The 17881-nt window shown below is 74.4% G+C and carries 11 protein-coding genes; 4 read left to right on the top strand and 7 right to left on the bottom strand.

Features of this window, described 5'->3' with window-relative positions; genetic code table 11:
• Positions 1–102: 102 nt before the first annotated feature.
• A complete protein-coding gene (locus ABTY40_RS16495) occupies positions 103–972 on the bottom strand; it encodes a D-alanyl-D-alanine carboxypeptidase family protein (RefSeq protein WP_352060128.1) in 870 nt (289 codons plus the stop codon).
• A 330-nt stretch (positions 973–1302) separates the two neighbouring features.
• On the opposite strand from ABTY40_RS16495, the gene ABTY40_RS16490 reads away from it, so the two are divergent.
• On the top strand, positions 1303–1575 hold the full coding sequence (locus ABTY40_RS16490) for a hypothetical protein (RefSeq protein ID WP_352060127.1): 273 nt from the start codon (positions 1303–1305) through the stop codon (positions 1573–1575).
• 99 nt (positions 1576–1674) lie between these two features.
• Here ABTY40_RS16490 and ABTY40_RS16485 read toward each other — a convergent pair whose 3' ends face one another.
• A complete protein-coding gene (locus ABTY40_RS16485) occupies positions 1675–3636 on the bottom strand; it encodes an acyl-CoA dehydrogenase family protein (protein ID WP_352060126.1) in 1962 nt (653 codons plus the stop codon).
• Positions 3637–3811: 175 nt separating this feature from the next.
• Here ABTY40_RS16485 and ABTY40_RS16480 point away from each other — a divergent pair, with 175 nt between their 5' ends.
• Entirely contained in the window at positions 3812–5506 is a 1695-nt protein-coding gene (locus ABTY40_RS16480; RefSeq protein ID WP_352060125.1) for an alkaline phosphatase D family protein, read from the top strand.
• 143 nt (positions 5507–5649) lie between these two features.
• On the opposite strand, the gene ABTY40_RS16475 is transcribed toward ABTY40_RS16480, so the two are convergent.
• The 5 genes from ABTY40_RS16475 to ABTY40_RS16455 all read right to left on the bottom strand — a co-directional run bounded on the left by ABTY40_RS16475 (position 5650) and on the right by ABTY40_RS16455 (position 10486).
• Complete coding sequence (locus ABTY40_RS16475) at positions 5650–6519, bottom strand: 3-hydroxybutyryl-CoA dehydrogenase (protein WP_352060124.1); 870 nt, start codon at positions 6517–6519, stop codon at positions 5650–5652.
• A complete protein-coding gene (locus ABTY40_RS16470) occupies positions 6516–7508 on the bottom strand; it encodes a 3-oxoacyl-ACP synthase III family protein (protein ID WP_352060123.1) in 993 nt (330 codons plus the stop codon). Before ABTY40_RS16470 ends, ABTY40_RS16475 begins: the two co-directional genes overlap by 4 nt.
• Positions 7505–8860: a crotonyl-CoA carboxylase/reductase gene (gene ccrA / locus ABTY40_RS16465; protein WP_352060122.1), complete on the bottom strand. Its 1356-nt coding sequence runs from the start codon at positions 8858–8860 to the stop codon at positions 7505–7507. Before ccrA ends, ABTY40_RS16470 begins: the two co-directional genes overlap by 4 nt.
• 175 nt (positions 8861–9035) lie before the next feature.
• Positions 9036–9263: a ferredoxin gene (locus tag ABTY40_RS16460; RefSeq protein ID WP_352060121.1), complete on the bottom strand. Its 228-nt coding sequence runs from the start codon at positions 9261–9263 to the stop codon at positions 9036–9038.
• Positions 9260–10486 carry a cytochrome P450 gene (locus tag ABTY40_RS16455; protein WP_352060120.1) on the bottom strand — a complete coding sequence of 409 codons (1227 nt, stop codon included), beginning with the start codon at positions 10484–10486 and terminating at the stop codon, positions 9260–9262. Before ABTY40_RS16455 ends, ABTY40_RS16460 begins: the two co-directional genes overlap by 4 nt.
• Positions 10487–10655: 169 nt before the next feature.
• Between ABTY40_RS16455 and ABTY40_RS16450 the strand changes: the two genes are divergently transcribed.
• Together ABTY40_RS16450 and ABTY40_RS16445 are read left to right on the top strand one after the other, a co-directional pair.
• Entirely contained in the window at positions 10656–11081 is a 426-nt protein-coding gene (locus ABTY40_RS16450) for a group II truncated hemoglobin (protein WP_345278386.1), read from the top strand.
• Positions 11069–17866: a non-ribosomal peptide synthetase gene (locus tag ABTY40_RS16445; RefSeq protein ID WP_352060119.1), complete on the top strand. Its 6798-nt coding sequence runs from the start codon at positions 11069–11071 to the stop codon at positions 17864–17866. Before ABTY40_RS16450 ends, ABTY40_RS16445 begins: the two co-directional genes overlap by 13 nt.
• Positions 17867–17881: the final 15 nt, after the last annotated feature.

Genomic DNA, 17881 nt, shown 5'->3' with positions numbered 1-17881 from the left:
CGGGGTGGGGGGCCGCCGCCCCCGCGGGGGGGGGGCGGGCCCCCCGCCCGCCCCCCCCCACCCCCGCGGTCAGCTCCCCCTGTCAGGGAGCGGCGTGGCCGTTCACCTCGCGAAGCCGTAGTCCAGCAGCTTCTTGACGTCGGCGGCGCGGTTCGTCTCGTTCTGCGCGGCGAGGACCGTGCCGATGACGGTCTTGTTGTTGCGGGTGGCCGCGAAGACGAGGCAGTACTTGGCCTGCTGGCCCGAACCGGTCTTCACGCCGATCGCGCCGCTGTAGGTGCTCAGCAGCTTGTTCGTGTTGGTCCACGCCATGTTCCGGTAGCCACCGGTCCTGGTGGTCACCTTCTGCGTCGTGGCCTTGGTCTTGACGATGTTGCGGAAGGTGCTGTTCTGCATCGCGCTGCTCGCGATCTTCGTCAGGTCGCGCGGGGTGGAGTAGTTCGCCCCGTTGCTGATCCCGTCGAACGAGTCGAAATGCGTGTTCCGCAGCCCCATCCTCCGGGCCTCGTCGTTCATCTTCCCGATGAACGACTTCACCCGGGCCGCCCGGGTCGAGCCGGTGCCGAACTTGTCGGCCAGCGCGTAGGCGGCGTCGCAGCCCGACGGCAGCATCAGGCCGTACAGCAGCTGGCGGACCGTCACCTGGTCCCCGACGATGAGCCGGGCCGAGGAGGCGTTCTTCGCGACGATGTAGTCGCTGTACGCCTTCTGGATCGTGACCTTCGCGTCGAGGTTCAGGCCGCGCTGGGCCAGCACCACCTTCGCCGTCATGATCTTGGTGGTGGAGCCGGTCGGCCGGCGGGTGTCCGCGGCCTTCCCGAACAGCGTCGCGCCCGTCCCGTTGTTCATGACGAACCCGCCGGGGGCGGTGATCGACGGGGTGGGCGGCGTCGCGGCCTGCGCCTGGCTCGCGAAGGAGCCTCCGGCCAGCACGGCGGAGGTGGTGACCACGATCGTCACGGCCCGGCGCACGCGCAGTGGCGTAGATATCAAGGTGTTCTGCCCTTGGTAGAAGTGTCGTTGGCGGCGAGGACCGTACGGGCCCCGCGTACAGAAGATGCGCGAGGGGCCCCGATGGATGCACGGGATGCTGTGTCGTACCGCTCACTTCCCCGACCCGGGAAACGGTCATGGGCGCCGCCGGGCGGTCCTTCGTCCGGCCGCCGGACCGGGCGGGCGCGGCACCGATCCCGCCCTGTCCGGCCAACTGGGCGTGTACGAGGCGGAATTGAGGGCAACCGGGCGTCGAAGGCCGATCCACCGGGACCGGCCCGAGGACGACCGTTCGCGAAGGAGAGGCTCATGACGACTCCGTACGGCAACCAGCCCACCGGACACCGGCCCTACGGCGCACCGGAGCGCACCGCGACCGGCAACGTGCTCAGCACCGTCGCCATGGTCCTCGGCGTGATCGCGGTGCTGTTCCTGCCGATCGTCTTCGGCGTGGTCGGCGTCGTGCTGGCCATCGTCGCCAAGACCGTCCGGCACGAGCGGCTCGCCGTGCCCGCGCTCGTCGTGGCCGCGGTGGGCCTGGTCGGCGGCATGATCCTCGGCGCCGTCGTCTCCTCCGCCTAACCGCGCCGCGGCACACGGCCGCCCCGGTCGGCGACCGCCCCCGCGTACCGCGGAGGGGACGGCCGCCGGCCGGGGCGGCCGCCGTCGCGGCCGGACCCCTCACCCCAGCAGGTCCGGTGCCCGCAGCAGCTGCGGCGGGACGCCCCAGGCGTCGACCAGGTCGACGGCGAGCGGGCGGATCTTACGGCACAGACCGTTCACCTCGCGGCTGATCGCCTTGGACCGCTGCACGGTCAGACGGCCGTGCTCCATGAACCAGGCCCGGTCCGCCTCGATCGTCGACAGGGCGTACAGGTCGCACAGCAGGCCCAGCGTCACCTTGTTGCCGCCGTCGGGGTGGGCCTTCACCGCCTCGGTGAACGACTCGAGGACCAGCCGCTCGACGTGCGCGTGGGCCAGCGCGATCACGTGGTCCTGCGCCGACGAGAACACCGCGCCGGGATCGCGCCCCCGGTCGACGCCGGCCTTCAGACGGCGGGCCAGACCGGCGAGCATGTGCTCCTCGCGGTAGCGCAGCATGGCCAGGTGGTACTCCGAGTCGAGCAGCCCGGCCTCCTGGTCCCACCGGTCGCCGCCGGGCAGCAGGTCGCGGACCCGTTCCAGGAGCTTGTGGGCGGAGGTCTTCTCGATGACGGTCTCGACCGCGAGGCCCGCGACGTAGCGGACCATGCCGAGCTGGTCCAGGTCCTCGAACTCGCCGGCGTGGTCGGTGAGCAGCCCCTTCGCGACGAGCTGGAGCAGGACGTGGTTGTCGCCCTCGAAGGTGGTGAAGACGTCGCTGTCGGCCTTCAGCGCGGCGAAGCGGTTCACCGCCAGGTATCCGGCGCCGCCGCACGCCTCCCGGCACTCCTGCACCGTGCGGGTGGCGTGCCAGGTGCCGAGCGCCTTCATGCCGGCGGCCCGCGACTCCAGGCGCCGGCGCGCCTGCGGGGGGTCGTCCTGGCCGGAGAAGACGTCGTGGAGCTGCCCGCGCAGGGTGTCCTGCGCGAAGTGGAGCGCGTACGTGCGGGCGAGCAGCGGCAGCAGCCGGCGCTGGTGCAGACCGTAGTCCAGCAGCAGCTGCTCCCCCTCGCCCGGGGACGCCTCGAACTGGCGCCTGCGCACGGCGTACTTGACGGCGAGGGTGAGCGCCACCTTGGCGACGTTCACACCGGCGCCGCCGACGCAGACCCGGCCCTGGACGAGCGTGCCGAGCATGGTGAAGAAGCGGCGGTCGGGGTTGTCGATGGAGCTGACGTAGGTGCCGTCGGGGGTGACGTCGGCGAAGCGGTTGAGGAGCGCCTCGCGCGGGACGCGGACCCCGTGGAAGCGGATGCGGCCGTTGTCGACACCGTTGAGGCCCATCTTGAGGCCGTCGTCCTCGATCTCGACGCCCTCCACGACCCGGCCGCCGGAGCGCAGCGGCACGAGCAGGGCGTGCACGCCCCGGGCCTCGCCGCCGACCTCGAGCTGGGCGAAGACCACCGCCAGCTCGGCATGGCGGGCGGCGTTGCCGATGTAGTCCTTGCGGGCCGCGTCGCCCTCGGTGGTGACGACGAACTCGCCGGTGGCGGCGTCGTAGCGGGCGACCGTCCCCAGCGCCTGCACGTTGGAGCCGTGCCCGGACTCGGTCATCGCGAAGCAGCCCATCAGCCGGCCGGCGACCAGGTCCTCCAGGTAGGCGTCGTGGTGGCGGGCGGTGCCCAGCTGCAGGATCGCTCCGCCGAACAGGCCGAACTGCACCCCCACCTTGACCAGCACCGACAGGTCGCCGAAGGCGAGGGTCTCGAAGGCGGCCACCGAGGCGCCGATGTCGTCCCCGCCGCCGTACGCCGCCGGGAAGCCCATGCCGGTCTGCCCGGTCCCGGCCATCTCGACCGCGATGTCGCGCACCCGCTCGCGGAACGCGTCCCTGTCGAGCCGCTCGGCGTCCTCCAGCACGGAGGAGTGGGCCGCCAGATTGGTCCGGACGAGGTCGCGGACCCCGGCGTACTCGCCGTCGAGCAGCCGCGCCAGGGCCCGGACGTCGATCTCGGGCCGTACGTAGCCGCTCACGGCGGCGGAAGCGTCGTGGAGTGCCATGGGACCTCCGATACCCCGCGGTGCCCGGGCCATACCGGACATGATCATGGGAAGGAGCGGTACGCGGGCCCTGCCGGCGGCGTCCGTTCAGTACCGTTGCGAAGTGAGGGCCCTCTCCGTCCGCAGGGCCGTGGGGGGCAGGGACGTCCGTACGGGTGGTGGAAGGGGACGCGCGATGGCCGGTCTGAGGCTGGGGCCGCTGCTGCGGTACGTCGACTGGGAGACCGGCACGAGTGCGACGGTCTGGGTGGAGACCGACCGGGCGTGCACGGTCGACGTGCGGTGCGAGGGCGGTGGCGGCGGCACGGCCCGCACGTTCCTCGTCGCCGGTCATCACTACGCGCTGGTCGTCGTCACGGGCCTGACCCCCGGCTCGGCCGCGCGGTACGAGGTGGTCCTGGACGGCGAGCGGGCCTGGCCCCCGCCGGACTCGCCCCTGCCGCCCAGCACGCTGCACACGCCGCCGGTCCCGGCGGCGGGCGCGGTGGTCGCCTTCGGGTCCTGCCGGTGGGCCGCGCCCGCGGAGGGCGCGGCCGACCCGGTCGGCCCCGACGTCCTCGACACGCTCGCCGCCCGCCTCGCCGCCGATCCGGGCGAGGGCCGCCCGGACGTCCTGCTCCTCCTGGGCGACCAGGTGTACGCCGACGAGACGTCCGCCGGCACGCGCGCGTGGATCGCCCGGCACCGCCGGGAGGCGGGCACCGGGACCGGCGCCCCGCCCGACCAGGTCGCCGACTACGAGGAGTACACGCACCTCTACGACGAGTCCTGGGGCGACCCCGAACTGCGCTGGCTGCTGTCGACCGTGCCCACCTGCATGATCTTCGACGACCACGACGTGATCGACGACTGGAACACCAGCGCCGCGTGGGTCTCCGAGATGCGGGCCACGTCCTGGTGGCACGAGCGGATCACCGGCGGCCTGATGTCGTACTGGGTCTACCAGCACCTCGGGAACCTCTCCCCCGCCGAGCTGGCCGGGGACGAGCTGTACGCGGCGGTCCTCGCCGCCGACGACGGCACCGAGGTGCTGCGCGCGTTCGCCGAGCGGGCCGACGCCGACCCGGCGTCGGTGCGCTGGAGCTACCGCAGGGACTTCGGCCGCACCCGGCTGCTGATGGTCGACACGCGCGCCGCCCGGGTCCTGGAGGAGCAGCACCGGACGATGCTGGACGCCGGGGAGGCCGACTGGCTGCGTGAGCAGGCCCTCGACGACCCCGGGGGCGTGGACCACCTGCTCGTGGGCACCTCGCTGCCGTGGCTGCTGCCGCCGATGGTCCACTTCGCGGAGGGCTGGCACGCGGCCCTGTGCCGGGGCGAGCGCGGCCCGCGCTGGGCGAGGTTCGGGGAGTGGCTGCGCCGGCGCGCGGACCTGGAGCACTGGGCCGCGTTCACCGCCTCCTTCCACCGGCTGACGGACACCCTCGCCGAGGTGGGCCGGCGGGACGCCGCCCCGGCGACCGTGTGCGTGCTGTCGGGCGACGTGCACCACGCGTACGTGGCCGAGCCCGTCTGGCCCGACGGGCAGCAGCCGCGCTCCCGCGTCTTCCAGTTCACCTGCTCACCCCTGCACAACTCGGTGCCCCTGGCGATGCGGCTCGGTTTCCGCTTCGGCTGGAGCCGCTTCGCCAAGGCCGCAGGCCACCTCCTGGCCCGCCACGGTCGCGTCGCCCGCCCCGCCGTGCGGTGGGAGCGCGGCGGCGGCCCCTGGTTCGGCAACCAGCTGATGACCCTGACCCTGCGCGGCCGCGCGGCGCGCCTGCGCCTGGAGAAGGCCGTCGCGGACGCCGGGCGGGGCCGCCCCGACACGGACCGCGCGGGGGCCCGCCTGGTGGAGGTCCTGGAACGGGGGCTGACGGACGAGGGGTGACGTACGGCGGCTCGCGGACCGCTTTCCGTACGCGGGCCGGGGCCGGTCACCGGGCTCGCCGTCGGCCCACGGCCCGGGGCGGGGTGGCCCTTCCGGTCCGGCTCCGTCACGTCTTCTCGGCCTGCCGGCGTGCGGGGCGTCCCTCAGCGCGCGTAGGTGTGGAAGCCACGGCCGGACTTCTTGCCGAGCAGGCCCGCCTCGACCAGGCGGAGCAGCATCGGCGGTGGGGCGTACAGGGGCTCGGCGTACTCCTGGTGCAGGGCGTCGGCGACGGCCTTGACGACGTCGAGACCGATGAGGTCCGCCAGGCGCAGCGGGCCCACCGGGTGGCCGCAGCCGAGAGTCATGCTCCGGTCGACGGCCTCGGCGGTGACGCGGCCCGACTCGACCATGCGGATGGCGCCGAGCAGGTACGGGATGAGCAGGCCGTTGACCACGAACCCGGCGCGGTCGGGGGCCTCGACGACCGTCTTGCCGAGTGGTCCCGTGAGCAGGTCCGCCGTGCGGGTGCGGGTGGCGTCGTCGGTGTGGAGCGCGCCGACCAGTTCGACGAGCGGCATGACCGGTACCGGGCTGAAGAAGTGGACGCCGATGACGCGTGCGGGGTGACGGGTCGCGGCGGCGAGGCGGCTGACGGGGAGGGAGGAGGTGTTGGTGGCCAGGACGGCCCCGTCGTCCTTGAGGATACCGTCGACCTGGGTGAACAGGGCGGTCTTGAGGTCCTCGCGTTCGGGGACGGCCTCGATCACGAACTCGCGGTCGGCGAGCGCGTCGAGGTCGGAGGTCACCTCGATCCGGCCGAGGGCGGCGTCGCGGTCGGCGTCGGTGAGCCGGCCCTTGCGGATGCCCTGGTCGAGGGAGCCGCGGATGCGGTCGTGGGCCGCCGGTACGGCGTCGGGGCGGGCGACGACGACGCGGACGTCGAGGCCGGCCCGGGCGGTGACGTCGGCGATGCCCGCGCCCATGACGCCGCAGCCGATCACGCCGATACGGGAGAGGGGTTCCATGGTCATGTCTGCTCCTGCCAGCGGATCAGGGTCGCTCCGATCGACATGCCACCGCCGAATCCGGCCAGGAGCACCAGGTCGCCGTCGCCGAGCGCGCCGGAGCGGCGAGCGGCGTCCAGGGCGACCGGCACGGAGGCGCTGCCGATGTTGCCGTACTTCTCGAGGGTGCGGTGGGTCTGGGCGTGGGAGAGTCCGGCCCGTTCCACCAGGCGCCGCAGCAGCACGCCGTTGGGCTGGTGCGGCACCACGTGGTCGACGCGTTCGGCGGGGACGCCGCTGCGCCGCAGCAGGCGGTCCAGGGCCGGGGGGACGTGGTCCATGACGAAATCACGGACACCCCGCCCGTCCATGCGGAAGAAGTGGGCTCCCTCCTCCAGGAGTTGCGGGGTGAGGGGGGTGCGGCTGCCGCCCGCCTCGACGCGGATGAGGCCGTGCGCGCCGCCGCTGCTGGACAGTTCGGTGCCGAGGAAGCCGTGGCCGTCGCGGACGGGGCCCACGACGGCGGCGCCCGCGCCGTCACCGAGGAGGACGGCGGTGCGGTGGTCCCCGTGGTCGAGGATGCGGGAGTACACGTCGGCGCCGATGACCAGCGCGTGGCCGCCGGGACGGGAGGCCAGCAGGCTGCGGGCCAGTTCGAGGCCGTAGACGAAGCCGCTGCACACCACGTTGATGTCGAAGCAGGCGGCGGCGCCGGCGCCGAGGGCGTGCTGCACGAGACAGGCGGTGGGGGGCTGGGGCGAGTCGCCGGTGGACGTCGCCACGATCAGGTGGGTGAGCGCGCCGGCGGGGACGTCGGCCGCGCGCAGGGCGCGGGCGGCGGCGTGGACCGCGAGGTCGGAGGTGGCTTCGCCGGGGGCCGCGTACCGCCGGGTGATGATCTCGGTGCGCTGTTCGATCCATTCGGCGTCGATGCCGCACCATTCGGCGAGTTCCTTGTTGGTGACCTCCCGTTCGGGGAGGTGGGAGCCGGTGCCGACGATGCCCAGCGCGGTCATCGGTCCGCTCCCGCCGCCGCGCGCGCCGGGGCGTCGCGGCGCCAGGCTGTGAGGCGTTCCTCGCCGATGCGGGCGCGGGCGTCCGGGTCGGTGACGCCCAGCCCGTCGCTCGGGGCCAGGCAGCGGACGCCGACCTTGCCGAGGTGGCGGTTCTCCTGCACGAGCCGGGCGGCGTCCGCGACCTGTTCCAGCGGGTAGACGCTGCTGAGGACGGGCACCAGCCGGCCCTGTTCGAACAGTCGCAGGCACTCGGTCTGTTCCTGGAGGTTGGCGATGTGGCTGCCGATGACGCGTTTGAGGTTCATCCACAGGTAGCGGTTGTCGTACCGGTGTTGGTATCCGGTGCTGGATCCGCAGGTCACGACGGTGCCGCCGCGCCGTACGACGTGCACGGAGAGGCCGAAGGTGGAACGGCCCACGTAGTCGAAGGCGATGTGCGGGTCCTCGCCGACCTCGGCGCGGATGGCGCGGCCGAGGCGGCGGCCCAGTTCGGCCGGGTCGGTGTCGCCGTCGGCGTCCAGGCCGATCTCCCGGCGGTCGATCACCACGTCGCAGCCCTGGCGGCGCAGGAACTCCGCCTTGTCCCGGGAGCCGACGACGCCGACGGCGATGCCGCCGCCGTTGCGGACCATCTGCACCGCGTAGGCGCCGAGTCCGCCGGTGGCGCCCCAGACGAGGACCACGTCGCCCTGTTTCATCCGGGCGCCGTGATCGCCGACGAGCATGCGGTACGCGGTGCCCGCGCACAGGGTGACCGAGGCGGCCTCCTCCCAGGTGAGGTGGGGCGGTTTGGCGACCAGCTGGGTGGCGCGGACCACGGTGTAGTGGGCCAGACCCCCGAAGTTGGTCTCGTAGCCCCAGGCGCGTCCGTGGGGGCCCATCATGCCGTCGTCGTGGGAGCCGGGGTCCTGGTCGTCGACGTAGGCGGGGCTGACCACCACGTGGTCGCCGGTGCGCCAGTGGCGGACGCCGGAGCCGACCCGCACGACGACTCCCGCGGCGTCGGAGCCGACGACCTGGTAGGGCAGGTCGTGGCGCGTGGCCCAGCCGCCCTGGCGGGCGAAGCGGCGCAGGGCGGTGAAGGTGGAGATGGGTTCGAACATCGCGGACCACACGGTGTTGAAGTTGATGGAGCTGGCCATCACCGCGACCACGACCTCGTCGGGGGCCAGCTCGGGCATGGCCACGTGCCCCACGTGGAGCGTCCGCCGTACGTCCTTGTCGGTGTCCCCGGCCATCGCCGCGGCATCGTCGGCCCGCAGGTGCCCGGCCAGGAACTCCTCGGGCAGGGGAAGCCGCTCCAGTTCCTCCGGGGGTGCGCCGTTGAGCACGGCCTTGCTGAGCACGTCCATGTGGGTTCCTCGCGATCGACGTGGGGATCCTGCCGGCGGGCGGTGCCGGGCGGCGGTGCGGGTGGTGACGGGGCGGCGCCGGGCGTCGGGCCGGTGCCGTCGGGCCGCGACGGGACGGCGCCGGGCCCGGCTTCGGTGTCTCCGGACGGTGCCGGGGCGGTCTCGGGCGGCCGGGTCACTCGGGCAGGGTTTCCAGCTGGATGGCGGACACCGGGCAGTAGTCGGCGGCCTCCTCCGCGGCTTCGAGGAGGTCGTCGGGCGGATGCGGGGTGCGCAGGACCACCTTGCCGTCGTCGCCCTGGTCGAAGAGGTCCGGTGCGACCAGGGAGCACGCCCCGGAACGGCAGCAGGCGCCGGTGTCGACCCGGAGCAGGACCCGTCCGGGGCCGGTCCCGGCGGTCACGCGGGGGTCCTCTCGGGCCGCTCACCCCAGGTGACGGGCAGGTCGACGGTGCCGAAGACGAGGGTCTCGGTGCGGAACGGGATCTCCGACTCCGGTACGGCCAGGCGCAGATCGGGCAGGCGGGTCAGCAGGCGCTCGAAGGCGATCTGGAGTTCGATGCGGGCCAGGGTGTGCCCGACGCACAGGTGCGGACCGTGGCCGAAGCTGAGGTGCGGGCGTCCGCGGCGGCGGACGTCGAGGGTGTGCGGGTCGTCGTAGACGCTCGCGTCGCGGTTGCCGAGCAGCGGGGAGACGACGATGCCCTCGCCCGCGGCGACGGTCTGGTCCCCGACCCGGACGTCCTCGGTGGCGATGCGGGTGATGCCGAACTGGAAGATGCTGAGGTAGCGCAGGAGTTCCTCCACCGCGCCGCGCAGCAGCTGCGGCTCGTCCCGGACGAAGGCGAACTGCTCGGGATGCATGAGCAGTGCGGCCGTCCCGGTGGTGATCATGTTGGCGGTGGTCTCGTGTCCGGCCGCGAGCAGCAGGTAGGAGGTCAGGAGGAGTTCCGGCCGGTCGACCTTGCCGGGCACCAGGTAGTCGGCGACGAGCCGGCTGATCATGTCGTCGCCGGGTTCCTTCTGTTTGCGGGTGACGAGCTCGTCGAGGTAGGAGCTCAGCGCCGCCTTGCTCTTGGCGATCCGTTCGGGTGCGCCGGCCCGGTGCGGGTCGAACAGGGCCTCCAGGTGGGTGGTGAAGAACTCGGCGTCCTCGTAGGGGACGCCGAGCAGCCGGCAGATGGTGCTGGAGGACACCGGAATGCCGTAGGAGTCGTGGAGGTTGGCGGGCGGTCCCTGGCGGATCATCTCGTCGAGGAGCTGGTCGCACGCCTGCTCGATCTCCGGGCGCATCGCGGCGACCCGCTTCACCGAGAACTCACCGGCCAGCATGGTGCGGTAGAAGGCGTGGTCCTCGCCGTCCATGCGCATGAAGGAGCCCTTGAGCACCGGCCGCATCTTCTGCCGGTACAGCGTGGGGAAGCCCTCCCTGCTCATGTCCGAGCTCATCCGCGGGTCGTCCAGCAGGGTCCGCGCGGCGTCGTAGGAGGTGACCAGCCAGGCGGGTCCCGTGGGGAGCTGCACCTTGACCAGCGGCGCCTGCTGCTGCAGGGCCAGCAGGCCGGCGGGCGGGTCGTAGGGACAGGTGCGCTCGGTGATCGGGTATGCGGGCAGTTGCTCGGCCACTGCGACCTCTTCTCCTGCTGGGTGCCAAGATCCTCAACCTCGCTGGTACGGCCCGAGGTTGGCACAGCGCGGCACGGCGGGACGCTCAATCCTGAGCGGGCGCCCCTGATCGGCGCGCCTAGGGTCGGGGCGGTTTCCCAGCGCACCAGCCCTGGAGGTCGCGGTGACGATGTACGACCACGTCGGAGGCGAGGGCCCGCTGCGGCGGCTGGCCGAGGTGTTCCACCGCAAGGCGGTGGCCGACCCGTTGATCGGGCGTCTGTTCGGCTACGCCGGTGAGACGCACGTGCGCCATCTGACGGCGTACCTCGTGGAGGTCTTCGGGCACGGCAGTGCCTTCACCGACGAGATCGGCGGCTTCGAACACGTGAAGAGGATGCACGCCGGTCTGCGCATCGGGGACGAGCAGCGGGACCGGTTCGTGGAGCTGATGCTGGAGGCCCTGGACGAGGCGGGGCTGCCGGGCGACGAACGGTTCCGCACCCGGTTCGGGGAGCAGCTGCGCCGGGCGGCGGCGATCACCACACGGGCGTCCCGGATGAGCCCGGAGGACCTGGAGACGCGCCACGGCCGGCTGGGGCGGTGGACGTGGTGACCGGGGCCTTCGCCGCCGCGGCCGGGGAGCGGGTGGCCGCGGTCGTCGACGCGGTCCGTGAGGCGTCGGGCGGGCGGGAGCCCGCGGCCGGCGAGCCGGTCCTGCCGGCGGGCGCCGACTCGATGACCGTGCTGGCGCTGGCCCTGGCGCTGGAGGACCGGTTGGGCGTCGCGGTGCCGCCGAGCCTGCTGCGGGAGGGACACGACCCGGCCGCCCTGGCCGCGCGGCTCGCGCGGGAGGACGGCACCGGCGGCACCGGCCGGCGGCTGCTCCCGGACACCGGTCCGGCCGGGCCCGGTCCCTTCTCCCCCACGGCGCTGCAACAGGCGTACCTCGCGGGCAAGGAGGAGGAGCTGACGCCGGACGCGGTCGGCTGCCACCACTACCGGGAGTTCACGGTGCGGGACCTGGACGCCGGCCGGCTGCGCGCGGCCTGGTCGGCGGTGCGGGAACGGCACCCCGTACTGGGCTGTGCCCTCACGTCCGACGGCAGGTTGCGGATCCGGCCCGCGGCCGACACACCGATCCCGGTCCATCCGGCCGGCCACGACCCGGCCGAGGTCCGCGCGCGCCTGTCGCGGCGCCGGTACACGGCCGGTGACTGGCCGCTGCACGAACTGGAGGTGTCCCGTCTCCCGGACGGGGACGCGGTGCTCCACCTGGCCGTCGACGGCCTGTTGTGCGACGGCCGCGCCCTGCTGGTGGTGATGCGGGACCTGTGGCGCGCCTACGAGGAGTCACCCGACGCCCTGGCTCCGGCCCCCGGCGAGGTGTCCTTCCCGGCTTTCGCCGCGGCCGTGGCCCGGGAGGCCGCCGGGGAGCGGTACGCCGCGGACCTGCGGTACTGGGAGGGGCGGCTGGACGGTCTGCCGCCCGGTCCCGGCATCGTGGAACCGCCCGCCCGCCGGGACGGTGACGTCGGGGGCGGACCCGACCGGCTGCCGCTGTCCGGGACGCTCGGCGCGGCCGGCTGGGCCGCCCTGCGGGAGGTGGCGGCGCGGCGGGGCGTGTCCCCGACCGCGCTGCTGCTGGGCGAGTTCACGGCCGTCCTCGCGGCGGCCGGGGCCCGGCTCCCGTTCAGCCTCGTGCTGACCACCAGCGACCGGGCGAGGACGCGGGGTGCGGAGGACACCGTCGGCGTGTTCACCTCGACGCTGGTGTTCCCGGTGGCCGACACGGACGCCGTCGCGGTGCAGCGGCGGCTGGCGGAGGACCTCGACCACGCGACGGTGCCCGGCGTGGCCGCGCTGCGCCGCCGCCGCGGGCCGGTGCCGGACCTGCCCGTGGTGTTCACCTCCCTGCTCGACGACGAGCGCCCGCCGGGCGGGTTCCCCGAGCGCTACGCGGTCGGCCGCACCTCCGGGGTGGCGCTCGACCACCAGGTGTGGGAGGCGGACGGCGCGCTGCACTACCGCTGGGACGTGGTGGAGCGGGCGTTCACGGGGCCCGGTGCCCGGGATCTGTTCGACGCGTACCGGGCGCGGCTGCGCGCCCTGACAGGCGTGACGGCCCCGGTCGGGCCGCGGCGGCACGAGGTGGAGGGGGAGGACGCGGTGGAGCAGGACGGTCGGCGCCCGCTGGACGACCTTCAGGAGGCCTACCTGGTCGCCCGCGCGCTGGAGGGCGGGGACGCGGGCGGCTGCCGGATGATGCTCGGCTACGAGCTCGACGAGGTGGACACCGGCCGGCTGCGGGAGGCCCTGGCCCGGCTGATGGGCCGGCACCCGGTGCTGCGGGCCCGTGTCGACGCCGAGCACGGGCTGCGGATGCCGCCCCGGGACGCTCCGGTGACCGCCCCGGAGGTGGTGGAGGTGCCGCTGACACCCGAGCTGCGCGAGCAGCTCCTGCGCCGGCCCTTCCCGTTGGGCGAGGGGCATCTGGACGTGCGCGTGGGACGCGGGCAGGGCGGCCCGGACGCCGTCCTGCTGACGGTGGACCTGGCCCTCGTCGACGCGCGCAGCATCCACCTGGTGGGGCGGGAGCTGATGCGTCTGTACGCGGACGGTCCCGGGCCGGCCGGCCCGCCCCCCGCCCGCCCGCCCGCCGGGACGGACACGGCCCTCGGTCCGGACGGGGCGGCCGAGCACTGGCGGCGGCGGGTGGCCGCGCTGTCCCCCGGTCCGCGGCTGCCCTCCGCGGCCGACGACGGCACCCGCAGGCGGCTGCGCGGCACCCTGCCGGGCTGGGACGCGGTGGTGGCCGCCGCGGCGGACCACGGATGCACTCCGGACGGGCTCCTGCTGGCTGCCTACGCACGCGCCCTGTCGCCCGGTCTCGGCGACGTGTTCACGGTGCCGGTGGTGCGCTGGCCGGACGGCACCGATGCCGCCCGGCCGGCCGAACTGACCGCCCTGAGCTGGGTGACGGTCACGGCCGAAGGGTGCCCGCTGCTGGACCTGGCGCGCCGCTACGACGCCGTGCTGGCCGAGGACCGGGCCGCCGACGCGGTCCGGGGACTGGCCGAGCTGCGCCGGTCCCGCCGCGCCGGCTCCTCCCTGCCGGTCGTCTACACCAGCCTCTTCGACCTGGACGCGCACCCGCTGCCCGACGGTGTCACGGCCGGGGAGTGGGTGACCAGCACGCCGGGTGTGGCACTGGACTGCGTGGCGGTCCAGGAGGGCGGCGTGCTGGAGTACGCCTGGGACGCGCTGCCGGACCGGCTGCCGCCCGACTGGCTGGAGGACGCCTTCGGCCGGTTCGCCGCCGACCTGGCGGGCCTGGCCCGTCTCGCCCGTACCCCGCTCGACGATCCCGGGCTGCCCCCGGCACGGTGGAACGACACCACCCGCTCCTTCCCCGCAGACCTGCCGGTGCAGATCCTCATCGAGGACCAGGCCAGGCTCCGGCCGTCCGAGGTGGCGCTGCGCTGGTCCGGCGGTGCCCTCTCCTTCGCCGAACTGGAGCTGCGCGCCAACCGGCTGGCCTGGACGCTGCGCGACGCGGGCGTGGGGCGGGGCGACGTGGTCGGCGTCTCGGTGCGGCGCGGCCCGGACATGGTCGTCGCGGTCCTCGGCATCCTGAAGGCCGGGGGCGCCTATCTTCCGGTGCTCCCGTCCCTGCCCCGCGACCGCGCCGTGGTCATGCTCGGCGACGCGGCGGCCGGATGGCTGATCAGCGACGCCTCCTGCGGCTGGGCCCCCTCCGTACCGGACGTGCGTCCGGTCGACCTGGACGCGGTCCTGTCCCGTCCGCACCCGCGGGAGTCGACCGCGCCCGAACCGGTGAACGACGTCGACGACCTCGCGTACGTGATCTTCACCTCGGGCAGTACGGGACGGCCCAAGGGGGTCGGTGTCACCCACCGGCCGATGCTGAACCTGTTCGAGTGGGCCCGGCGGACCTTCGGTTTCGGCCCCGGCGACCTGGGGCTGTGCGTCACCTCCCTCGGATTCGACCTGTCCGTCTTCGACATCTTCGGCCTGCTCGGTCTCGGCGCCGCGCTGTACGTCGCGGACGAGGAGCAGCAGCGTGACCCGCGACTGCTGCTGCGGGTGCTGCGGACCGAGCCCGTGACCTTCTGGAACTCGGCGCCCACCACCCTCGCCCACCTGGCACAGGAGTTCGGCGGCCCGGGGGACCCGCCGGGCGGTGACACCCTGCGCCTGGTGTTCCTCAGCGGCGACTACACGCCGCTGTGGCTGCCCGACCGGCTGCGGGAGGCCTTCCCGGAAGCCACCCTGGTCAGCCTCGGCGGGGCGACCGAGGCGACGGTGTGGTCCAACTACTTCGTGGTGGACCGGGTGGATCCGGAGTGGCGCAGCATCCCCTACGGCCGCCCCATCGACAACAGCCGCTACTACGTCCTGGACGAACGGCGCCGCCCGGTGCCGGTCGGCACGGAGGGCGACCTGTACATCGCCGGGGAGTGTCTGGCCACCGGCTACCACCGGCAGCCGGAACTGACCGCCGAACGGTTCGTCACCGGAGACTTCCCCGGGCTGCCCGGCCCGCCCGAGACCCGCATGTACGCGACCGGGGACCGGGCCCGTCACGGCGCCGACGGGTTGCTGCACTTCCTCGGCCGCCGGGACGGCCAGGTCAAGGTGCGCGGCTTCCGGGTGGAACTGGCGGAGATCGAGCACCGGTTGCGCGCGCACCGGGGGGTCGCGGACGCGGTGGTGCTGCTGCGGAAGGGGTCGGGCGGGGAGGACCGGCTGGTGGCCTACGTGCTGCCGGACGGCGAACCGCCCGCCACCGAGGAGTTGCGGACCCATGTGGCCGCGGCGCTGCCCGACTACATGGTGCCGGGCGTGGTGGGGTTCGTGACGGAGTGGCCGGCCACGGCCAACGGCAAACTGGACCGCGACGCCCTGCCGTGGCCGGTGCACGGTGCGGGCGCCGCCCCAGTGGCCGCACCACGACCCGCCGCGCCCACCGACGCCCGCGCCGATGCGCGGACCGCGCCGGAGACCGGACCGGCGGAGGACGTGGTGGCGGAGATCGGCGTGCTCTTCGGGGAACTGCTCGACCTGCCGCCGGTCGACCCGGACACCGACCTGTGGGACCTCGGCGCCACGTCGTTCACCATGGTGCGCGCCGGGCGCCTCCTGCGGGAGCGCTACGGACGGGACGTGCCGGTGTCGGTGCTGCTGGCCGAGCCGACGGTGCGGGCCATCGCCGCGCGGATGTCCGGCACGGAGCCGCCGGGTGCGGCACCGACGGCGGCGGACACCGACGCGCCGTCCCGGACGGATACGGCGGAGCCCGGGGCGGAGACGGCGGGACCCGGAGCGGCGTACGAGGACCCGCCCGCGCCGCGGACGGCCGCCGCAGGCGCGGAGCAGCCGCGGGTCGACTTCTTCGCCGCCGAGGACCGGCGCCGCTTCAAGGACGGCGAGCACGGCCAGCGGCCCCCGTCCGGTCCGGCCCTGCCCCTGCAAGGCGACCGGCCGACCGAAGGCCAGCGCCGCTGGCGGGCCAGCCGGCGTCCCACCGCCGCGCGCCGCCTCGACGTGGCGCGCCTGGGCGACCTGCTGCGGGTACTGGCCCGCACGGGAGAGCGCGCGGGCGACGGGGCGCTCTACCCGTCCGCCGGCGACACCTACGCCGTACAGGTCTACGTCCTGGTCCGGGACGGCGGCGTCGACGGCCTGGAGGCGGGCGCGTACTACTACCGGCCGCGCACCCACACCCTGGAACCCCTCGGCACCGACGCCGACGTTCCGGTCGGCGCGCACGTCTTCTACAACCGGCCGTTCGCCGCCCGCGCCGCCGCCGAGATCCATCTGGTCGGCGAGACGCGGGGCATCGAGCCGCTGTACGGAGAGCAGGCCCCGCGCTATCTCGCCCTGGAGGCCGGCCACATGGCCCAGCTGCTGATGCAGCAGCAGGTGCCGTCGGGTGTGGCCGTGTGCCCGGTGGGCGATCTGCGGCGGAGCGACCTCGCGGAGGCGCTGGGGCTCGGCCCGTCCCACACGTTCCTCGTGGGCATGCTGTGCGCGCCGCTGGAGGCGGCCGACGACGGCGGCCGCGTCGAGCCCCTGTGGGCGGCGGCGCCCGCACCCGCCGTACCGCGCACCGCCGAGGTGGCGGTGGTCGGGATGGCGGGCCGGTTCCCCGGCGCCGCCGGGCCGGACGCGCTGTGGCGGCTGCTGTCCGAGGGCCGGTCGGCCCTGCGGCCCCTGCCACGCGGACGGGCGGCGGCGCTCGGCTGGAACGGACCACCGGTCGTCGGCGGGTTCCTCGACCCGGCCGGACCCGTCGACCTGCGCCCGCTGCGCATCTCCCCCGCCGAGGCCGACGCCCTGGACCCGAGCCTGCGGCTGCTGCTGCCGACGGTGTGGCAGTGCCTGGAGCTGGCCGGGCACACCCCCCGGTCCCTGACCGAGGACGGCGGCCGGGTCGGCGTCTTCGTGGCGTCCATGTGGGACGACCACCTCATGACGGCCGGGGACGGCTGGGAACGGGGTGACGCCGTCGAGGTGGTCGCCACCCGGTCGACCCTCCCCAACCGGCTGTCGCACGCGTTCGGCTGGCAGGGGCCGAGCCTCGCCGTCGACACCGCCTGCTCGTCGTCGCTGACCGCCCTGCACCTGGCGATGAACGCGCTGCGTACGGGAGAGTGCGACAGCGCGGTCGTCGCCGGGGTCAACCTGATCACGCACCGCAGGCACCTCGGGCTGCTCGCCGGGCTGGGCCTGCTCGCCGAACCCGGCGGCGGACGGCCCGGCGGCGCCTACGACGAGGCCGCACCCGGCTGGTACGTGGGCGAGGCGGTGGGGGCCCTGCTCCTGCGGCGCGCCGACACGGCGGCCCGCGACGGGGATCCGGTCCACGGGATCCTGGAGGCGTCGTGGAGCGCCCACGCGGGTGGCGCCGGCCGCTTCGGCGCGCCGGGCCCGGAACCGCTGACCGCCTCACTGCGGCGGATGCTGGACGGGGCGGGCCTGGACCCGGCGACGGTGTCCTACGTGGAGAGCGCGGCGGCGGGCGCCGGGCTGGCGGACGCCGCCGAGTTCGCGGCGTTCGCCGGGCTCCTGGCCGACCACGGCCGGCCGGTGCCGATGGGGACGCTGAAGCCGAACGTCGGTCACAGCGAGGCGGCCTCCGGCATCGGGCAGGTGATGAAGGTGCTTCTCCAGCTGCGGCACGGCCGCATCGCCCCGACGCTGCTGTCGGATCAGAGGAGCCCGCTGGTGGACTGGGACGCCAAGAACCTGTTCGTACCGGAGCGGGCGATGGACTGGGAAGCGGCCCGCGGGCCGCGGCGGGCCGTCGTCAACGCCGTCGGCTCGGGCGGAACGTACGGCCACGTCGTGGTGCGCGATCCGGAAGGAACACGATGAGAGACGGGGGACGGA

This window comes from Streptomyces sp. NPDC126503, from assembly GCF_040302405.1.
GTDB lineage: Bacteria > Actinomycetota > Actinomycetes > Streptomycetales > Streptomycetaceae > Streptomyces > Streptomyces gulbargensis.
Note: the sequence above shows the minus strand (reverse complement) of the source record. Positions and strands in the feature narration are given on the sequence as shown.

Bases quoted from the DNA above. Each gene is read 5' to 3' on its own strand.
- ABTY40_RS16485 (WP_352060126.1), bottom strand. From the start codon at position 3,636: ATGGCACTCCACGACGCTTCCGCCGCCGTGAGCGGCTACGTACGGCCC.
- ABTY40_RS16475 (WP_352060124.1), bottom strand. From the start codon at position 6,519: ATGACCATGGAACCCCTCTCCCGTATCGGCGTGATCGGCTGCGGCGTC.
- ccrA (WP_352060122.1), bottom strand. From the start codon at position 8,860: ATGGACGTGCTCAGCAAGGCCGTGCTCAACGGCGCACCCCCGGAGGAA.
- ABTY40_RS16480 (WP_352060125.1), top strand. From the start codon at position 3,812: ATGGCCGGTCTGAGGCTGGGGCCGCTGCTGCGGTACGTCGACTGGGAG.
- ABTY40_RS16470 (WP_352060123.1), bottom strand. From the start codon at position 7,508: ATGACCGCGCTGGGCATCGTCGGCACCGGCTCCCACCTCCCCGAACGG.
- ABTY40_RS16450 (WP_345278386.1), top strand. From the start codon at position 10,656: ATGTACGACCACGTCGGAGGCGAGGGCCCGCTGCGGCGGCTGGCCGAG.
- ABTY40_RS16490 (WP_352060127.1), top strand. From the start codon at position 1,303: ATGACGACTCCGTACGGCAACCAGCCCACCGGACACCGGCCCTACGGC.